Genomic DNA, 20,268 nt, shown 5'->3' with positions numbered 1-20,268 from the left:
GATTGAAATGCGGAGAAATTAGATGAGTGCGCTCTACATGATTGTCGGCACCCTGGTTGCTCTGGGTGTGCTGGTTACCTTCCACGAATTCGGCCACTTTTGGGTGGCGCGTCGTTGCGGCGTCAAGGTATTGCGCTTTTCCGTCGGTTTCGGCATGCCGCTGGTTCGCTGGCATGACCGCCGTGGCACTGAGTTCGTGATCGCAGCCATCCCGTTGGGTGGCTATGTGAAGATGCTTGATGAGCGAGAAGGCGAAGTACCTGCGGATCAGTTGGACCAGTCCTTCAACCGCAAGACCGTTCGTCAGCGTATCGCGATCGTCGCTGCAGGCCCGATTGCCAACTTCCTCCTGGCGATGGTGTTCTTCTGGATCCTCGCCATGCTGGGCAGCCAGCAAGTGCGTCCGGTCATCGGCGCGGTTGAGGCGGGCAGTATTGCGGCCAAGGCCGGCCTGGTGGCAGGGCAGGAAATTGTTTCCATTGATGGCGAACCCACCACGGGTTGGGGCGCGGTCAATTTGCAGTTGGTACGTCGGCTGGGCGAGAGCGGCACCGTCAATGTGATGGTGCGCGAGCAGGATTCCAGTGCCGAAAGCCCGCGTGAGCTGGCTTTGGACCGTTGGCTTCAAGGTGCCGACGAGCCGGATCCGATCAAATCTCTGGGCATTCGTCCATGGCGTCCGGCGTTACCGCCGGTACTGGCCGAACTGGACCCCAAGGGCCCGGCCCAGGCCGCAGGTCTTAAAACCGGCGACCGGCTGTTGGCCCTTGATGGTCAGGCGCTGGGTGACTGGCAGCAAGTGGTTGACCTGGTGCGTGTACGCCCGGATACCAAAATTGTGCTGAAAGTTGAGCGCGAAGGTGCTCAAATCGACGTCCCCGTGACTTTGTCGGTGCGTGGGGAGGCCAAGGCCGCCGGGGGTTACCTGGGTGCAGGGGTCAAGGGCATCGAGTGGCCACCCTCGATGGTGCGAGAGGTCAGTTTTGGGCCGTTGGCAGCGATTGGCGAGGGTGCCAAGCGCACTTGGACCATGAGCGTGCTCACCCTCGAATCCCTCAAGAAAATGTTGTTCGGCGAGCTCTCGGTAAAAAACTTGAGTGGACCGATAACCATTGCTAAAGTGGCGGGCGCTTCTGCCCAGTCGGGTGTCGCGGATTTCTTGAATTTCCTGGCTTATCTGAGTATCAGCCTGGGAGTTCTGAATTTGCTGCCCATTCCGGTACTGGATGGGGGGCATCTGCTGTTTTATCTGGTCGAGTGGGTGCGTGGTCGCCCCCTGTCGGATCGGGTGCAGGGTTGGGGGATACAGATCGGAATCAGTTTGGTGGTCGGGGTGATGTTGTTAGCTCTGGTCAACGATCTGGGACGACTGTAACGCTTCGCTGAATTGCGAATCTGCCGCATTTTGCGGCAGTTTGTTTATTGCCAGTTGGAATAAGAAAGGACTTCATGAAACGTCTGCTGCTAACTGCGGTTCTCACCGTATTGATGATCGCCGAAGTTCACGCCGAGTCCTTCACCATCTCCGATATTCGCGTCAACGGCCTCCAGCGGGTTTCCGCGGGTAGCGTCTTTGGTGCCTTGCCGTTGAACGTCGGGGAACAGGCTGATGATCGTCGCCTGGTGGAATCCACTCGTGCGCTGTTCAAAACCGGGTTCTTTCAAGATATCCAACTGGGTCGCGAAGGCAATGTCCTGGTTATCACGGTCGTCGAGCGACCTTCCGTCGCGAGTATCGCGATCGAAGGTAACAAGGCCATCTCCACTGAAGACCTGATGAAAGGGTTGAAGCAGTCTGGCCTGGCCGAGGGCGAGATCTTCCAGCGCGCCACCCTCGAGGGTGTGCGTAACGAGCTGCAACGCCAGTATGTTGCCCAGGGCCGCTACTCGGCGAGCGTGGAGACGGAAGTCATCCCGCAGCCGCGTAACCGGGTCGGCCTGAAGGTCAACATCAACGAAGGCACCGTGGCCGCCATCCAGCACATCAACGTGGTGGGCAACACCAAGTTCGCTGATGAAGACCTGATCGACCTGTTCGAACTCAAGACCACCAACTGGTTGTCGTTCTTCAAGAACGATGACAAGTACGCCCGTGAAAAGCTGTCCGGTGACCTGGAACGCCTGCGCTCCTACTACCTGGACCGTGGCTACATCAATATGGACATCGCTTCGACCCAGGTGTCCATCACCCCGGACAAGAAGCACGTCTACATTACTGTCAACGTCAACGAAGGCGAGAAGTACAAGGTTCGTGACGTCAAGCTCAGCGGTGACTTGAAAGTGCCTGAAGACCAGGTCAAGTCCCTGTTGCTGGTCCAGAAGGACCAAGTGTTCTCGCGCAAGCTGATGACCACCACCTCCGAGCTGATCACCCGTCGCCTGGGTAACGAAGGCTATACCTTCGCCAACGTCAACGGCGTGCCGACGCCGAACGACGAAGACCACACCGTGGACATCACTTTCGTCGTCGATCCGGGCAAGCGTGCCTACGTCAACCGCATCAACTTCCGTGGCAATACCAAGTCCTCGGACGAAGTACTGCGCCGTGAAATGCGCCAGATGGAAGGCGGTTGGGCATCGACTTACCTGATTGATCAATCCAAGACCCGTCTTGAGCGCCTGGGCTTCTTCAAGGAAGTCAACGTCGAAACCCCGGCCGTACCGGGTGTGGATGACCAGGTCGACGTGAACTACGCCGTTGAAGAGCAAGCCTCGGGTTCGATCACCGCCAGCGTCGGTTTCGCGCAGAGCGCCGGTTTGATCCTGGGTGGTTCCATCACGCAGAACAACTTCCTCGGTACCGGTAACCGTGTGTCCATCGGCCTGACCCGAAGCGAATACCAGAGCCGATACAACTTCGGTTACACCGACCCCTACTGGACAGCAGACGGTGTGAGCCTGGGCTATAACGCCTTCTACCGCACCACCGACTACAAAGATCTTGATGTAGACGTTGCAAGCTATGCGATCGACAGCCTCGGTGCCGGTGTCAACGTGGGGTATCCAATCAGCGAAACCTCGCGCCTGACCTTCGGCCTGACCGCGCAGCAGGATGAGATCAAGACCGGTATATACACCGTGGATGAGATCTTCGATTTCACCCGCCGTGAAGGCGACAAGTTCCTGAACTTCAAGGCGTCTGCCGGCTGGTCCGAGTCGACTCTGAACAAAGGCGTACTGGCAACCCGTGGCCATTCCCAAAGCCTGACTGCGGAAGTCACCACGCCGGGCAGCGACCTGTCGTTCTTCAAACTCGATTACCGCGGCCAGTTGTTCCAGCCGTTGAGCGACAACTACACCATGCGCCTGCACACCGAGCTGGGTTATGGCGACGGTTATGGTTCGACCAATGGCTTGCCGTTCTATGAAAACTACTACGCGGGTGGCTTCAACTCGGTACGTGGCTTCAAGGACAGCACCCTGGGTCCTCGCGGTACACCGAGCCGTGGTCAGGCCTTTACCGGTAACCAGGGCACGCAACCGGATTCCGACAACGACCCGCTGCCATTCGGTGGTAACGTTCTGATCCAGGGTGGTGCGGAAATCCTGTTCCCGCTGCCATTCGTGAAAGATCAGCGCTCCCTGCGAACTTCGGTTTTCTGGGACGTGGGTAACGTGTTCGATTCCAAGTGCGAGCAGATCAAGAACCCAAGTGGCTTGAAGTCCAACACTCAGTGCAACGACGTGAGCCTCAGCAATCTGGCGAGCTCCGTGGGTGTGGGTGTGACCTGGGTGACTGCGTTGGGCCCGTTGAGCTTTGCTCTGGCCATGCCGATCAAGAAACCGGATAACGCTGAAACCCAGATTTTCCAATTCTCCCTTGGCCAGACGTTCTAAGCGTCTGACCTAAGATAACGACAACGGATTCTGTAGGAGTACATCGTGCGTAAGTTGACTCAATTGGTCCTCCTGGCCACTGTGCTGGTAACCACCCCGGCCTTCGCCGAAATGAAAATTGCCGTGCTGAACTATCAGATGGCACTGCTGGAATCTGACGCCGCCAAGAGGTACGCCGTGGATGCCGAGAAGAAGTTCGGCCCACAACTGACCAAGCTCAAGACTTTGGAAAGCGGCGCCAAGGGGATCCAGGACCGCCTGGTAGCCGGTGGTGACAAGATGCAGCAAGGCGAGCGCGAGCGTCTGGAGCTTGAATTCAAGCAAAAGGCCCGTGACTACCAGTTCCAATCCAAGGAGCTGAACGAAGCCAAGGCTGTTGCCGACCGCGAAATGCTCAAGCAGCTCAAGCCGAAACTCGACAGCGCCGTGGAAGAAGTCATCAAGAAGGGTGCCTTTGACCTGGTGTTCGAGCGTGGCGCCGTAATTGACGTCAAGCCTCAATACGACATCACCCGCCAGGTGATCGAGCGCATGAACCAGCTGAAGTAAACCATGACCGCGACTATCAAGCTCGGCGAGTTGGCCGAGTTCCTGGGGGCCACCTTGCGTGGCTCCTCGGAGAAAGAAATCACTGGGCTAGCCACCTTGCAGGAGGCTGGCCCAGCTCAGTTGAGCTTCCTCGCAAATCCTCAATACCGTAAATACCTGGTCGATTGCCAAGCCGCAGCTGTGTTGCTGAAGGCCGCTGATGCCGAAGGGTTCGTTGGGGATGCGCTGGTGGTGGACGACCCGTACCTGTGCTATGCGAAAGCATCGCACTTGTTCGATCCCAAGCCTAAGGCGGCTGGCGGTATCCACCCGTCAGCAGTGATTGCCGAGGATGCCCAGGTCGATCCGGCGGCCAGCATCGGCGCTTTTGCCGTGATCGAGAGTGGCGCCCGCATTGGCGCTGGTGTCACCGTAGGCGCGCATTGCTTTATCGGCGCGCGCTGCGAAATCGGTGCCGATGGCTGGCTGGCTCCTCGCGTTACTCTTTACCACGATGTGCGTATCGGGAAGCGGGTGGTCATTCAGTCAGGTGCGGTGATCGGCGGTGAGGGCTTTGGCTTTGCCAACGCCAAAGGCGTCTGGCACAAGATCGCCCAAGTGGGTGGTGTATTGATCGGCGACGACGTAGAAATCGGTGTCAACACCGCTGTCGATCGCGGGGCCCTGGCCGACACTGTGATTGGGAACGGCGTAAAGCTCGACAACCAGATTCAGATCGCCCACAACGTGCAGATTGGCGACCACACCGCCATGGCTGCCTGCGTGGGCATTTCCGGCAGCACCAGGATCGGCAAGCATTGCATGCTTGCCGGTGGCGTGGGACTGGTGGGGCATATCGACATTTGCGACAACGTTTTCATCACCGGCATGACCATGGTCACTCACTCGATTACCGAGCCAGGGGCTTATTCATCCGGTACCGCCATGCAGCCAGCGGCTGAATGGCGAAAGAGTGCGGCGCGTCTGAGGCAGCTCGACGACATGGCTCGACGTCTCAAACAGCTGGAAAAGCGTGTTGGGGACGTGACCCCTGGCGGTAATGCTTCATCAGAAGGCTGATACCATTTCCATATCAAGTGTGCACAGCCGCTAGACTGCCTCCTTGATTTGCTAGCGGGGCGTGCTTTTAGTCCGCCCGCCCCCAATCTTTATTACAGGCTTCCCCCCGAAATGATGGACATCAACGAGATTCGCGAAGACCTGCCTCACCGTTACCCGTTCCTGCTGGTGGATCGTGTAGTGGACCTCAATGTTGAGGAAAAGCGCATTCGTGCCTACAAGAATGTCAGCATCAACGAACCGTTTTTCAATGGCCACTTTCCCGCGCATCCCATCATGCCGGGCGTGTTGATCATCGAAGCAATGGCCCAGGCTGCCGGTATCCTTGGTTTCAAAATGCTCGACCTCAAGCCTGCCGACGGCACGCTTTACTATTTCGTGGGCTCCGACAAATTGCGTTTCCGCAATCCGGTCACCCCGGGTGACCAGTTGATCCTGGAAGCCAAGTTCATCAGTTGCAAGCGCCAGATCTGGAAGTTCGAATGCCAGGCTTCGGTGGATGGCAAGCCGGTGTGCTCTGCCGAGATTATCTGTGCGGAACGCAAACTATGAGTTTGATTGACCCTCGCGCAATCATCGATCCGTCGGCCGTACTGGCCGCCGACGTTGAGGTCGGCCCTTGGTCGATCATCGGCGCAGGTGTGGAAATCGGCGAGGGTACTGTCATCGGGCCGCACGTGATCCTTAAGGGGCCGACCCGCATTGGCAAACATAATCGTATCTACCAGTTTTCCTCGGTAGGCGAGGACACCCCTGACATGAAGTACAAGGGTGAAGAAACACGTCTGGTAATCGGTGACCACAACATCATTCGTGAAGGCGTGACCATTCACCGTGGCACCGTGCAGGATCGGGCAGAGACCACGCTGGGAGATCACAACCTGGTGATGGCCTATGCGCATATCGGCCACGACAGCGTAATCGGCAACCACTGCATTCTGGTCAACAACACCGCGTTGGCCGGGCATGTGCATGTGGATGACTGGGCGATCCTGTCCGGTTTCACCCTGGTGCATCAGTATTGCCATATCGGCGCCCACAGCTTCTCCGGCATGGGCACCGCCATCGGCAAGGATGTTCCTGCATTTGTCACGGTGTTCGGCAATCCTGCCGAAGCCCGCAGCATGAATTTCGAAGGCATGCGCCGTCGCGGGTTCAGCGACGACGCGATCCAAGCCCTGCGCCGTGCCTACAAGACGGTTTACCGTCAAGGGCTGACGGTTGAGCAGGCCCTGACCGAACTGGCCGAGCCGGCAGCGTCGTTCCCGGAAGTCGCTGTGTTTCGTGACTCGATCCAGGCGTCGACTCGCGGCATCACCCGCTGATCATGGCCAGGTTGCGTATCGCATTGGTCGCCGGAGAAGCTTCCGGCGATATTCTCGGCGCCGGCTTGATGCGGGCTCTCAAGGTCCAGCACCCGGCAATCGAATTTATCGGTGTCGGTGGCCCGTTGATGCAGGCCGAAGGCCTCACCTCCTACTTTCCGATGGAGCGTTTGTCGGTCATGGGGCTGGTGGAAGTGCTGGGGCGTCTGCGTGAACTGCTCGCTCGCCGCAAGCTGCTGATCAAGACGCTGATCGAAGAAAAGCCCGACGTCTTTATCGGTATCGATGCCCCGGATTTCACCCTCAACATTGAACTCAAGTTGCGCCAGGCCGGGATCAAGACCGTGCACTATGTCAGCCCGTCCGTATGGGCGTGGCGGCAAAAGCGCGTGCTGAAGATTCGTGAAGGCTGCGACTTGATGCTGACCCTGCTGCCGTTCGAGGCCAGGTTCTACGAAGAGAAAGGCGTGCCGGTGCGGTTTGTCGGTCATACCCTGGCCGATGCCATTCCTTTGCAAGCCGACCGTGGCGCAGCGCGTAGCGAGTTGGGGTTGGCCGATGGTCCGCTGGTCGCACTGATGCCGGGTAGTCGGGGAGGGGAAGTCGGGCGCCTGGGTGGCCTGTTTTTTGATGCGGCCGAACGTCTGCAGGCCCTCAAACCGGGTATTCGTTTTGTGCTGCCATGTGCCAGCCCCCAGCGTCGCTCGCAAATTGAAACACTGCTGGAAGGGCGCAACCTGCCGCTGACTCTGCTCGACGGTCAGTCGCACCTGGCCCTGGCCGCGTGCGATGCCGTATTGATCGCGTCGGGCACCGCTACCCTGGAAGCCTTGCTGTACAAGCGCCCGATGGTGGTGGCCTATCGTCTGGCGCCGCTGACCTTCTGGATTCTCAAACGGATGGTTAAAAGCCCGTATATTTCCTTGCCCAATCTGCTGGCCCAACGGCTGTTGGTGCCGGAGTTGTTGCAGGACGATGCTACGCCTGAAGCGCTCGCGCAAACTCTACTACCCTTGATTGACGGCGGCGAAGAGCAGACCCGTGGTTTCGACGACATTCATCGCACCTTGCGGCGAGATGCCTCGAACCAGGCGGCAGACGCCGTGCTGAACTTGATCGGCCATAAACAGGAAACCTTATGAGTACGCAAATGGGCCTGGATTTCAGCCTGGTTGCACAAGCCCACGAACTGGTGGCGGGTGTCGACGAAGTCGGACGCGGCCCGCTGTGCGGTGCGGTCGTGACGGCGGCGGTGATTCTTGACCCGAACCGTCCGATCCTTGGCCTTAATGATTCGAAAAAACTCACTGAAGCCCGTCGTGAAAAACTCTATGACGAGATCTGTGAGAAAGCCTTGAGTTGGCATATCGCTCGGGCAGAAGTAGAAGAAATCGATGAGCTGAACATCCTGCACGCCACCATGCTTGCCATGCAGCGAGCGATTGAAGGGCTGCATATCACGCCCAGGCTGGCGATGATCGACGGCAACCGTTGCCCCCAACTTGCGATGCGCGCCGAGGCCGTGGTGCAGGGCGACAGCAAGGTGCCGGCCATTGCCGCGGCGTCGATTTTGGCCAAGGTCAGTCGCGACCGCGAAATGGCTGCTTTCGAATTGATTTACCCCGGCTACGGCATGGGCGGCCATAAGGGCTACCCGACGCCCGTTCATCTGGAAGCCCTGGCGCGGCTTGGCCCTACGCCAATCCATCGCCGCTCGTTCGCCCCGGTGCGCCAGGCTTATGAGCTGCGCGAGAGCTTCAGCGAGGTGTAGTCGCGAGGCTGATGTTTTGCTCAAGGCCCGGTACAATCCCGGGCCTTGTTGTTTCTAAGTTACTGCACAGGATCACTATGCCGGCTTCATTCGTTCATCTGCGCCTGCACACTGAATACTCCCTGGTCGACGGCCTCGTGCGGATCAAACCGCTGGTCAAAACCCTGGTGGGCATGAACATGCCGGCGGTGGCGGTTACCGACCAGAACAACATGTGTTCCCTGGTCAAGTTCTACAAAAACGCAATGGGCGCCGGTATCAAGCCGATCTGTGGCGCCGACCTGTGGCTGTCCAACAAAGACCCGGATAACCCCCTGAGCCGCATCAGCCTGCTGGCGATGAACGGCGTGGGTTATCGCAACCTGACCGAACTGATTTCCCGTGGTTTTATCGATGGTCAGCGCAATGGCTCGATCATCATCGAGCGCGAGTGGGTGGCCGAAGCCAGCGAAGGCGTGATCATGCTCTCGGCCGCCAAAGAGGGCGAGATCGGTATCGCGCTGCTCGGCGGCAACCCGCAGGAAGCCGAAGTGCTGGCCCGCGAATGGATGCAGGTGTTCCCTGACCGCTTCTATCTGGAAGTGCAGCGTACCAATCGTCCCAACGATGAAGAGCATCTGCACGCCGCCGTGGCCCTGGCCGACAAGCTGGGCGCGCCGCTGGTGGCGACCAACGATGTGCGCTTTATCAAGAAAGAAGATTTCGAAGCCCACGAAACCCGCGTGTGTATCGGCGAAGGCCGAGCCCTGGATGACCCGCGTCGCTCAAAAAACTACAGCGAAGAGCAGTACCTCAAAAGCGCCGAGGAAATGGCCGAGCTGTTCAGCGACTTGCCCGAGGCTTTGGAAAACTCGGTCGAAATCGCCAAGCGCTGCAATATCGAAGTGAAACTGGGCAAGCACTTTTTGCCCAACTTCCCGATTCCCGATGGCATGACCATCGACGAGTATTTTCGCAAGGTGTCATTCGATGGCCTGGAAGAGCGGCTCAGCGTGCTGCTGCCCAAGGACACCACCGAAGACTACGAAGCCAAGCGACAGGTCTACGTCGACCGGCTGAATTTCGAGCTGGATATCATCATCCAGATGGGGTTCCCCGGTTACTTCCTGATCGTGATGGACTTTATCCAGTGGGCCAAGAGCAACGGTGTACCGGTAGGTCCGGGCCGGGGCTCAGGTGCGGGTTCGTTGGTGGCCTACGTACAGAAGATCACCGACCTCGACCCGTTGGAATATGACCTGCTGTTCGAACGCTTCCTGAACCCGGAGCGGGTTTCCATGCCCGACTTCGATGTCGACTTCTGCATGGACGGTCGCGACCGAGTGATCGAATACGTGGCCGAGAAATACGGTCGCAATGCGGTAAGCCAGATCATTACCTTCGGTTCCATGGCGGCCAAGGCGGTTATTCGCGACGTGGCTCGGGTGCAGGGCAAGTCCTACGGCCTGGCCGACCGCCTGTCGAAGATGATCCCGTTCGAAGTTGGCATGACCCTGGAAAAAGCCTACGAGCAGGAAGAAATTCTGCGCGACTTTATCAAGGTCGATGAAGAAGCCGCCGAAATCTGGGACATGGCGCGCAAGCTTGAAGGTGTGGTGCGTAACGTCGGGAAACACGCCGGTGGCGTGGTGATCGCGCCAACCAAGCTCACCGACTTCTCGCCGATTTATTGCGATGAAGAGGGTGACGGCCTGGTTACCCAGTTCGACAAGGATGACGTGGAGGCGGCCGGCCTGGTGAAGTTCGACTTCCTCGGCCTGCGTACCCTGACGATCATCGACTGGGCGCTCAAGACCATCAACCGCGAGCGCGCCAAGGTTGGCGAGGAACCGCTGGATATCGCGTTTATCCCGTTGGACGACAAACCGACCTACAGCCTGCTGCAAAAAGCCGAAACCACGGCGGTGTTCCAGCTTGAATCCCGGGGCATGAAGGAGCTGATCAAAAAGCTCAAGCCCGACTGTCTGGAAGACTTGATCGCACTGGTGGCTCTGTTCCGTCCGGGGCCGCTGCAATCGGGCATGGTTGATGACTTTATCAACCGTAAACACGGGCGCGCCGAGCTGGCGTACCCGCATTCCGACTATCAGTACGAAGGCCTCAAGCCGGTACTGGCGCCGACCTACGGCATCATCCTGTATCAGGAACAGGTGATGCAGATCGCCCAGGTGATGGCGGGTTACACCCTCGGCGGCGCGGATATGCTGCGTCGCGCCATGGGTAAAAAGAAACCCGAGGAAATGGCCAAGCAGCGCGGCGGTTTCATTGAGGGCTGTGCCACCAACAATATTGACGCGGACCTGGCCGGTAACATTTTCGACCTGGTGGAAAAGTTCGCCGGTTACGGCTTCAACAAATCCCACTCCGCCGCCTATGGCCTGGTTTCGTACCAGACGGCGTGGTTGAAAGCCCACTACCCGGCGCCATTCATGGCGGCGGTGCTCTCGGCGGATATGCACAACACCGACAAGGTTGTGACCTTGATCGAGGAAGTGCGCACCATGAAGCTGCGCCTCGACGCGCCGGACGTGAACGCCTCGGAGTTCAAGTTCACGGTAAACGACGAAGGCCGCATCATTTATGGCCTTGGCGCGATCAAAGGCGTGGGCGAGGGCCCGGTGGAAGCCATCACTGAAGCGCGTCAGGACGGGCCCTTCAAGGATCTGTTCGACTTCTGTGCGCGGGTCGACCTCAAGCGCATCAACAAACGTACCCTTGACGGCCTGATCCGCAGTGGCGCGCTTGACCGTCTTGGCCCTTATTTCCATGACGAGCCGAAGGCTTACCAGGCCAATATCGACCGCAACCGCGCAGTGTTGCTCACCGCCATGGAAGAAGCGATCAAGGCCGCCGAACAGACTGCCCGCACCCATGACAGCGGCCACGCCGACCTGTTTGGCGGATTGTTCGTCGAAGCAGATGCGGATGTGTATGCCAACCACCGCAAAGCCAAGGAATTGACCCTCAAGGAACGTCTCAAGGGCGAGAAAGACACCCTGGGCCTGTATCTCACCGGTCACCCGATTGACGAATATGAAGGCGAGATTCGCCGTTTCGCCCGTCAGCGCATCATCGACCTGAAACCCGCCCGTGATACCCAGACTGTTGCCGGCATGATCATCGCCCTGCGGGTGATGAAAAATAAGAAGGGCGACAAAATGGGCTTCATCACCCTCGATGACCGCTCGGGCCGGATCGAAGCGTCGCTGTTTGCCGACGCCTTCCACTCCGCCCAGTCGCTGCTGCAGACCGACGCCATGGTGGTGGTGGAAGGGGAGGTCAGCAACGACGACTTCTCCGGTGGCCTGCGCCTGCGCATCAAGCGCGTGATGAGCATGGAAGATGCGCGTACCAATCTGGCCGAAAGCCTGCGCCTGAAGCTCAAGACCGATGCACTCAAGGGCGATCAGCTACGCTGGTTGGGTGAGCTGCTCAAGCGTCACCGTGGCGCGTGCCCGGTGACCATGGAGTACACCAGCAACGACGCCAAGGCCATGTTGCAGTTTGGCGAGACCTGGCGAATTGATCCCGCTGACGGCTTGATTCAAGCTTTGCGTGACCAGTTCGGGCGAGACAACGTCTTCCTCCAATACCGTTGACGGTCAGAACCCCTGACCTCGGCTGAACATTTAATCTCGACCTAAACGCGCCTCTCCCTTAAGGTAGGGCGCGAATAGACAACCGGCTGGCCAGGCACCCCTTGGCCGTCGACCCAAGACGGACGCTTATGAACCCGAATTTTCTTGATTTCGAACAGCCGATCGCTGACCTGCAAGCCAAGATCGAAGAGCTGCGCCTGGTCGGCAATGACAATTCGCTGAATATCGGCGATGAGATCGCCCGCCTGCAAGACAAGAGCAGCACGCTGACCGAAGACATCTTCGGCAAGCTGACCAGTTGGCAGATCGCGCGCCTGGCGCGCCACCCGCGCCGTCCGTACACCCTGGACTACATTCAGCACATTTTCACCGAGTTCGACGAGCTGCATGGCGACCGCCATTTCTCCGACGATGCGGCTATCGTGGGCGGTATCGCTCGGTTGGACGACCAGCCGGTGATGGTGATCGGTCACCAGAAAGGCCGTGAAGTACGCGAGAAAGTGCGTCGCAACTTCGGCATGCCGCGTCCGGAAGGCTACCGCAAGGCTTGCCGCCTGATGGAAATGGCCGAACGCTTCAAGATGCCGATCCTGACCTTCATCGACACTCCGGGTGCTTACCCGGGTATCGACGCCGAAGAGCGCAACCAGAGCGAAGCGATTGCCTGGAACCTGCGTGTCATGGCGCGCCTGAAAACCCCGATCATTGCCACTGTGATCGGTGAAGGTGGTTCCGGCGGTGCATTGGCCATTGGCGTCTGCGATCAGTTGAACATGCTGCAATATTCGACCTATGCGGTGATTTCGCCGGAAGGTTGCGCCTCGATCTTGTGGAAGACCGCGGAAAAGGCACCGGACGCTGCTGAAGCCATGGGCATCACCGCTGATCGTCTCAAGGGCCTGGGTATCGTTGATAAAGTCATCGCCGAGCCACTGGGCGGCGCGCATCGTGATCCGGCGGCGGCTGCCGCAACAATCCGTGCTGAGCTGGGCTCGCAACTGGCGATGCTCAAAAAGCTGGATACCGAAGCGCTGCTGGCCCGTCGTTACGAGCGTCTGATGAGCTACGGTCTCTGATCGAACACTGATCCGGCAGACAATGCAGTACCAATGTGGGAGCGGGCTTGCCCGCGAATGCAGGGGCTCAGTCACTGAACAGGTTGGCTGATACACCGCTTTCGCGAGCAAGCCCGCTCCCACATTTGCGTTGTGTATGCTGGGCTATCGCATTCCAGGATCCCAGATTGTTGGTGGTACTTTGCCATGACGCCCACCTTGATCACCAAATGCCTGCAAACCCTGGCCCCCTGGCGCAACGCCCCGGCCTGGCACATCGCATTCTCCGGTGGCCTTGATTCCACCGTCCTGCTGCACCTGCTGGTCTCCCTGAGCAAAACCGAGCCGCTGCCGCCGCTCAGCGCCGTGCATATCCATCATGGCCTGCAGGCTGCCGCCGACGCGTGGCCAGGTCATTGCCAAGCGGTCTGCGACAGCCTGGGCTTGCCCTTGCGCATTCTGCGCGTGCAGGTACAGCCCGGCGCCAGCCTTGAGCGCGCGGCGCGTGATGCGCGTTATCAGGCCCTCGCTGGCGTGACCGGGGCAGGGGAGGCGTTGCTCACCGGTCAACATCGCGACGATCAAGCCGAAACCCTGTTGTTCCGCCTGCTGCGCGGCGCCGGGGTACGCGGGCTTGCCGCAATGCCTGCGCATCGTTCTTTGGCACGGGGGCATCTGGTGCGGCCGCTGCTGGATGTCGCGCGTGGCGAGCTGGAAGCCTATGCCCATGCACATCATTTAACGTGGATCGAAGACCCTTCGAACGCTGATCCGCGGTTCTCGCGCAATTACCTGCGTCATCAAGTATTTCCAATGCTGACGCAGCGCTGGCCCCAGGCAGTCTCAAGCCTGGCCCGCACGGCCGAGCACCTGAACGAAGCCCAGGGGCTGCTCGATGAACTGGCGCACTTGGACCTGAAAGCCGCCGATCAGCCTTCAGCGTTTCCCTGGTTGCCTTTGCCATCCTTGGCCCTCGCGCCGTTGCGCGAGCTCTCCGATGCCCGCCAGCGCAACGCCTTGCGTCATTGGCTGAGCCCGCTGACTCGACTGCCCGACAGCAACCACTGGGCCGGTTGGCACTCCATGCGCGATGCCAAGGGCGATGCCCAGCCCCTGTGGCGTCTGGCCGACGGCGAGCTGCACCGCAGTGGCGAGCGCATTTGGTGGCTGCCGCCTCTGTGGGCGGAATTTTCCGACGTTTCGGTGAGCTGGCCCGATCCGCAAAAACCACTGGAGTTACCCGGCAATGGTCAGTTGGAATTCAGTGGCCAGGCGCCTGAAGGTGCACTGGAGGTCCGCTATCGTCGGGGCGGCGAAGTCATCGAAGTGCCAGGTCGCGGCCGACGCGACCTGAAGCGTCTGTTCAATGAGTGTGGTGTGCCCGGGTTCGTCCGTGGCAGATTGCCGCTGCTGTATCAGGGCGAGCGATTGCTGGCTGTGCCAGCCCTTGCAGGGTTATGGGCCGGCTCGTCGAATGGCTGGCAATTGCATTGGTTGCCACAGAGCTGCGATCAAGGTTTGAGCTGATAGAGCCTTTCCGGTAGACTACGCTCCCTTCTTGATACAACTTCTGTGGATTCGCCTGAATCGCAGCAGTTGCCGATTACCAAGCAGTCTTTGCTGGGCGATTCCAAAAAATGTGTAGCGATCAACGTACCGGTGTTCCATTGCTGGTCTGTCACAACGCGGCGGTTTTTTTGAAAGGTGCACTGTGATTAATGCAGGTGATCGGGGGCTTCGGCCTCTCTTCGCTTTCCCCGGCGGCTCGGACCGCTTTAACGCAGACTTCTAGGGTTTTTCATGACGCGCTACATATTCGTCACGGGCGGTGTTGTTTCTTCATTGGGGAAAGGCATTGCCTCCGCTTCATTGGCGGCCATCCTGGAGGCGCGGGGGCTTAAAGTCACCATGCTCAAGCTGGACCCATACATCAACGTCGACCCGGGCACCATGAGCCCGTTCCAGCACGGTGAAGTGTTCGTCACGCATGACGGCGCCGAGACCGACCTGGACCTGGGCCACTACGAGCGGTTCATCCGCACGACCATGACCCAGAACAACAACTTCACCACCGGCCGCGTCTACGAGCACGTGCTGCGCAAGGAGCGCCGTGGTGACTACCTGGGTGCAACCATCCAGGTGATTCCGCACATCACCGACGAAATCAAGCGTCGCATCATCAAGGGCGCAGGCGATGCCGACGTGGCGATGGTCGAGATTGGTGGCACCGTGGGTGACATCGAATCCCAACCGTTCCTCGAAGCCATTCGCCAACTGCGTTTCGAAGTCGGCGCCAAGCGCGCGATGCTGATGCACCTCACATTGGTGCCGTACATCGCCACCGCCGGCGAAACCAAAACCAAGCCAACCCAGCACTCGGTCAAGGAACTGCGTTCCATCGGCCTGCAGCCGGACGTGCTGGTCTGCCGCTCCGATCACCCGATCGATATTTCCTCGCGTCGCAAGATCGCGCAATTCACCAACGTTGAAGAGCGTGCGGTGATTGCCCTGGAAGACGCCGACACCATCTACAAGATCCCGGGCATTCTGCATTCCCAGGGCCTGGATGATTTTGTCGTCGAGCGTTTCGGCCTGCAGTGCAATGGCGCGGACCTGTCCGAGTGGGAAGCCGTGGTCGACGCCAAGCTCAATCCCGAGCATGAAGTCACCATCGCCATGGTCGGCAAATACATGGAGCTGCTCGACGCGTACAAGTCGCTGATCGAAGCGATGAGCCACGCCGGCATCAGCAACCGTACCAAGGTCAACCTGCGCTACATCGATTCCGAAGACATCGAGAACCAGGGCACCGCGCTGCTTGAGGGCGTGGATGCGATCCTCGTTCCCGGCGGTTTCGGCCTGCGCGGCGTGGAAGGCAAGATCACCGCCGTGCAATACGCCCGCGAGAACAAGGTGCCGTACCTGGGTATTTGCCTGGGCATGCAAGTGGCCGTTATCGAGTTCGCCCGTAATGTGCTGGGCTGGAAAGACGCCAACTCCACCGAGTTCGATCACGCCAGCGGCCACCCGGTTGTAGGCCTGATCACCGAGTGGGAAGATGCCACCGGCGCCGTTGAAACCCGCACCGAAGCGTCCGACCTGGGCGGCACCATGCGCCTTGGCGCACAGGACTGCCTGCTGGAAGCCGGTTCGCTGGTACACGACTGCTACGGCAAGGACGTGATCGTCGAACGTCACCGTCACCGCTACGAAGTGAACAACAACCTGCTGCCGCAGATCAAAGAAGCCGGCCTGAAGATTTCCGGCCGTTCCGGTGACGGCAAGCTGGTTGAAGTGGTCGAGGCGCCGGATCATCCGTGGTTCGTGGCCTGCCAGTTCCACCCTGAGTTCACCTCGACGCCGCGCGACGGTCATCCGTTGTTCAGCGGTTTCGTCAAAGCTGCACTGACGCAACATCAGAAGAAGGCATAACCCTGATGGCCCAGAAGATCATTCGCGTAGGCGACATCGAAATTGCCAACGACAAGCCCATGGTGCTGTTCGGCGGCATGAACGTACTGGAAAGCCGCGACATGGCGATGCAGGTCTGTGAAGAGTACGTGCGGGTTACCCAGAAGCTGGGTATCCCTTATGTATTCAAGGCCAGCTTCGACAAGGCCAACCGTTCGTCCGTGACTTCCTATCGCGGCCCGGGCCTTGAAGAAGGCATGCGGATCTTCCAGGACATCAAGCAAGCCTTCGGCGTGCCGATCATCACCGACGTCCACGAGCCTGAGCAGGCTGCCGTGGTCGCCGAGGTGTGCGACATCATCCAGTTGCCGGCCTTCCTGTCGCGCCAGACCGACCTCGTGGTCGCCATGGCCAAGACCGGCGCTGTGATCAATATCAAGAAAGCCCAGTTCCTCGCGCCCCAGGAAATGAAACATATCCTGAGCAAATGCGTGGAAGCGGGTAACGACCAGTTGATCCTGTGCGAGCGTGGTTCCAGCTTCGGCTACAACAACCTCGTGGTGGACATGCTCGGTTTCGGCATCATGAAACAGTTCGAATACCCGGTGTTCTTCGACGTGACCCACGCGCTGCAAATGCCCGGTGGTCGCGCCGATTCCGCTGGCGGGCGGCGTGCCCAGGTACTGGACCTGGCCAAGGCGGGCATCAGCCAATCCTTGGCCGGCCTGTTCCTGGAAGCCCATCCGGACCCGGACAACGCCAAGTGCGACGGCCCCTGTGCCCTGCGCCTGGACAAGCTGGAGCCGTTTCTGGCCCAGCTCAAGCAGTTGGACGAGTTGGTCAAGAGTTTTCCGACGGTAGAGACCGCGTAAGCGTCGTTTCTCCGGTAGAATTTCCCACGCTTTACGCTCAGGCCCAGGCCTGAGCCTTGTCGTCTGCAAGCCTGCCCTGTTGTTCCACCCTTGCGGTCGGTCAAAAGATTTCCTTCAGCTGCGTCGTTTTCGTCAACTTTGGAGTGTTTACAACAATGGCAAAAATCGTCGACATCAAAGGTCGTGAAGTTCTCGACTCCCGTGGCAACCCCACCGTCGAAGCCGACGTGCTTCTCGATAACGGCATCATCGGCAGCGCCTGCGCGCCCTCCGGTGCTTCCACCGGTTCGCGCGAAGCGCTGGAGCTGCGTGATGGCGACAAGAGCCGTTACCTGGGCAAGGGTGTACTCAAGGCGGTAGCCAACATCAACGGCCCGATCCGTGACCTGTTGCTGGGCAAGGACCCGCTGGACCAGAAAGCCCTGGACCACGCGATGATCAAGCTCGACGGCACCGAAAACAAAGGCAGCCTGGGCGCCAACGCGATCCTCGCTGTGTCCCTGGCCGCCGCCAAGGCCGCCGCACAGGACCAGGACCTGCCGCTGTACGCGCACATCGCCAACCTGAACGGTACGCCGGGTGTGTATTCGATGCCGGTGCCGATGATGAACATCATCAACGGTGGCGAGCACGCCGATAACAACGTCGACATCCAGGAATTCATGGTGCAGCCGGTGGGCGCCAAGTCCTTCTCCGAAGGCCTGCGCATGGGCACCGAGATTTTCCATCACCTCAAGGCTGTGCTGAAGGCCCGTGGCCTGAGCACCGCGGTGGGTGACGAAGGCGGTTTCGCACCGAACCTGGCATCCAACGAAGATGCGCTGAAAGTGATCTCCGAAGCCGTGGCCAACGCCGGCTATACGCTGGGCACCGACGTGACGCTGGCCCTGGATTGCGCCGCCAGCGAATTCTACGAAGACGGCCAGTACAACCTGTCCGGCGAAGGCCAGGTGTTCAACTCCGAAGGTTTCGCCGAGTACCTGAAGGGCTTGACCCAGCGCTACCCGATCATCTCGATCGAAGACGGCCTGGACGAGTCCGACTGGGATGGCTGGAAAATCCTCACCGACAAGATCGGCGAGAAAATCCAACTGGTGGGCGACGACCTGTTCGTGACCAACACCAAGATCCTGAAAGAGGGCATCGATAAAAAGATCGCCAACTCGATCCTGATCAAGTTCAACCAGATCGGCACGCTGACCGAAACCCTGGAGGCCATCCAGATGGCCAAGGCTGCGGGTTACACCGCCGTGATCTCTCACCGTTCCGGCGAAACCGAAGACTCCACCATTGCCGACCTGGCCGTGGGCACTTCGGCGGGCCAGATCAAGACCGGTTCCCTGTGCCGTTCCGATCGCGTCTCCAAGTACAACCAGTTGCTGCGCATCGAAGAGCAATTGGCGGGTAAAGCCAAGTACAACGGTCGCAGCGAGTTTCGCGGCTGATCGCCACTTGGTGGTAATGCATGGTAAAAAGTCAGCGGATTGCGTCGCACATCTCACGACGGTGGGAATTTCGGCGCTGATCTGCTGACTGACAAGCACAAGCCTGGTTATCCAGGCTTCGTGCTATCAGTTGCTGCAAAAGGTTTTGCATGGCTGTCTTTTTTCATTGGATACCTGGATTTCGATGCGCAGTCCCAATTGGTTGTTCCTCGTCCTGCTCTTGTTGCTGGCTGGCCTGCAGTACCGCCTATGGGTCGGTAACGGCAGCTTTGCGCAGGTGGAAGAGCTGACCCAGCAAATTGCCGACCAGCACGCCGAAAACGAACGTCTGCTGGAGCGCAACCGCGTCCTCGACGCTGAAGTGCTTGAGTTGAAAAAAGGTACGGAGACCGTCGAAGAGCGGGCTCGTCATGAGTTGGGCATGGTCAAGGAGGGTGAAACCCTCTACCAGTTGGCCCAATGAGCACCGAGTTGCCGGCCTTCTGGGCCGTGATTCCTGCCGCGGGTGTGGGTGCCCGTATGGCCGCGGACCGTCCCAAGCAATATCTGCAACTGGGCGGGCGCACTATTCTTGAACACAGCCTGGGCTGTTTCCTTGGCCATCCGTCGTTGAAAGGGCTGGTGGTCAGTCTCGCTGTTGATGACCCTTACTGGCCCAATCTGGCGTGTGCTGCTGACCCGCGTATTCACCGTGCGCAAGGCGGGTCGGAACGTTCGGGTTCAGTGCTTAATGCGCTGCTGCAACTCAATGCCCTGGGCGCCAGTGATGATGATTGGGTGTTGGTGCACGATGCGGCGCGTCCGAATCTGAGCCGTGATGACCTCGACAAGCTATTAGGCGAGCTGGCTGACGATCGCGTTGGCGGCCTGCTGGCAGTGCCGGCCCGTGACACCCTCAAGCGCGCCGACAAACACGGCCGTATCGTTGAGACTGTTGATCGCAGCCTGATCTGGCAAGCCTATACGCCGCAGATGTTTCGCCTGGGCGCCTTGCACCGCGCGCTGGCTGACAGCCTGGTGGCCGATGCTGTGATCACCGACGAAGCGTCGGCCATGGAATGGTCCGGCCAGGCGCCGCGCCTGATCGAAGGGCGTTCGGACAATATCAAGGTGACTCGGCCTGAAGACCTCGAGTGGCTCAGATTGCGCTGGGCTAATCGCAGATAGCCAGTTGCATCGGGTCGACTTCATCGCAGGCAAGCCAGCTCGGGAGTATCAGTTTTTTTGTGTTCGGGCTGGTTAGGGCCTGCCGTCAGGCAGGCCGTTGTTTTACCAGCTCGGTCTGGTAAATCGGTCTCCGTACAGGATCGCAAATTGATTCATTGCCACTTTCCAGTCGTGTGCC

General features: G+C 59.2%; 16 protein-coding genes. All 16 read left to right on the top strand.

From position 1 onward, the window contains the following. Positions 1-22 precede the first annotated feature (22 nt). Positions 23-1,375 carry a sigma E protease regulator RseP gene (rseP, locus tag Q1V60_RS10860; RefSeq protein ID WP_300630146.1) on the top strand — a complete coding sequence of 451 codons (1,353 nt, stop codon included), beginning with the start codon at positions 23-25 and terminating at the stop codon, positions 1,373-1,375. A gap of 74 nt (positions 1,376-1,449) precedes the next feature. Further along, entirely contained in the window at positions 1,450-3,837 is a 2,388-nt protein-coding gene (gene bamA, locus Q1V60_RS10855) for an outer membrane protein assembly factor BamA (protein ID WP_300630144.1), read from the top strand. Between the two features lie 45 nt (positions 3,838-3,882). After that, entirely contained in the window at positions 3,883-4,386 is a 504-nt protein-coding gene (locus Q1V60_RS10850) for an OmpH family outer membrane protein (RefSeq protein WP_300630142.1), read from the top strand. 3 nt (positions 4,387-4,389) lie between these two features. Continuing rightward, a complete protein-coding gene (gene lpxD / locus Q1V60_RS10845; protein WP_300630141.1) occupies positions 4,390-5,445 on the top strand; it encodes a UDP-3-O-(3-hydroxymyristoyl)glucosamine N-acyltransferase in 1,056 nt (351 codons plus the stop codon). Between the two features lie 111 nt (positions 5,446-5,556). After that, positions 5,557-5,997, top strand: coding sequence for a 3-hydroxyacyl-ACP dehydratase FabZ (gene fabZ, locus Q1V60_RS10840; RefSeq protein WP_300630139.1), 441 nt, complete (start codon positions 5,557-5,559; stop codon positions 5,995-5,997). Continuing rightward, a complete protein-coding gene (gene lpxA / locus Q1V60_RS10835) occupies positions 5,994-6,770 on the top strand; it encodes an acyl-ACP--UDP-N-acetylglucosamine O-acyltransferase (protein WP_300630137.1) in 777 nt (258 codons plus the stop codon). The genes fabZ and lpxA overlap by 4 nt, the downstream gene beginning before the upstream one ends. Further along, complete coding sequence (gene lpxB / locus Q1V60_RS10830; RefSeq protein WP_300630193.1) at positions 6,770-7,912, top strand: lipid-A-disaccharide synthase; 1,143 nt, start codon at positions 6,770-6,772, stop codon at positions 7,910-7,912. The genes lpxA and lpxB overlap by 1 nt, the downstream gene beginning before the upstream one ends. After that, on the top strand, positions 7,909-8,541 hold the full coding sequence (gene rnhB / locus Q1V60_RS10825) for a ribonuclease HII (RefSeq protein ID WP_300630135.1): 633 nt from the start codon (positions 7,909-7,911) through the stop codon (positions 8,539-8,541). Before lpxB ends, rnhB begins: the two co-directional genes overlap by 4 nt. Before the next feature lie 77 nt (positions 8,542-8,618). Next, a complete protein-coding gene (gene dnaE / locus Q1V60_RS10820) occupies positions 8,619-12,140 on the top strand; it encodes a DNA polymerase III subunit alpha (protein WP_300630133.1) in 3,522 nt (1,173 codons plus the stop codon). Positions 12,141-12,268: 128 nt separating this feature from the next. Then, positions 12,269-13,216: an acetyl-CoA carboxylase carboxyltransferase subunit alpha gene (locus tag Q1V60_RS10815; protein ID WP_300630131.1), complete on the top strand. Its 948-nt coding sequence runs from the start codon at positions 12,269-12,271 to the stop codon at positions 13,214-13,216. Positions 13,217-13,402: 186 nt separating this feature from the next. Further along, on the top strand, positions 13,403-14,722 hold the full coding sequence (gene tilS, locus Q1V60_RS10810) for a tRNA lysidine(34) synthetase TilS (protein ID WP_300630129.1): 1,320 nt from the start codon (positions 13,403-13,405) through the stop codon (positions 14,720-14,722). Between the two features lie 273 nt (positions 14,723-14,995). Then, a complete protein-coding gene (locus tag Q1V60_RS10805) occupies positions 14,996-16,627 on the top strand; it encodes a CTP synthase (protein WP_124357350.1) in 1,632 nt (543 codons plus the stop codon). 5 nt (positions 16,628-16,632) lie between these two features. Beyond that, complete coding sequence (gene kdsA / locus Q1V60_RS10800; RefSeq protein WP_124366122.1) at positions 16,633-17,478, top strand: 3-deoxy-8-phosphooctulonate synthase; 846 nt, start codon at positions 16,633-16,635, stop codon at positions 17,476-17,478. A gap of 155 nt (positions 17,479-17,633) precedes the next feature. Then, complete coding sequence (gene eno / locus Q1V60_RS10795) at positions 17,634-18,923, top strand: phosphopyruvate hydratase (RefSeq protein ID WP_300630126.1); 1,290 nt, start codon at positions 17,634-17,636, stop codon at positions 18,921-18,923. 184 nt (positions 18,924-19,107) lie between these two features. Beyond that, positions 19,108-19,386 carry a cell division protein FtsB gene (gene ftsB / locus Q1V60_RS10790; protein WP_057723188.1) on the top strand — a complete coding sequence of 93 codons (279 nt, stop codon included), beginning with the start codon at positions 19,108-19,110 and terminating at the stop codon, positions 19,384-19,386. Further along, on the top strand, positions 19,383-20,090 hold the full coding sequence (gene ispD, locus Q1V60_RS10785) for a 2-C-methyl-D-erythritol 4-phosphate cytidylyltransferase (RefSeq protein ID WP_300630124.1): 708 nt from the start codon (positions 19,383-19,385) through the stop codon (positions 20,088-20,090). Before ftsB ends, ispD begins: the two co-directional genes overlap by 4 nt. The last annotated feature ends 178 nt before the right edge of the window (positions 20,091-20,268 follow it).

It is taken from the genome of Pseudomonas sp. (assembly GCF_030147005.1).
Lineage (GTDB): Bacteria > Pseudomonadota > Gammaproteobacteria > Pseudomonadales > Pseudomonadaceae > Aquipseudomonas.
The sequence above is the reverse complement of the archived record's forward strand: the minus strand, read 5'-3'. Positions and strand labels throughout refer to the sequence as shown.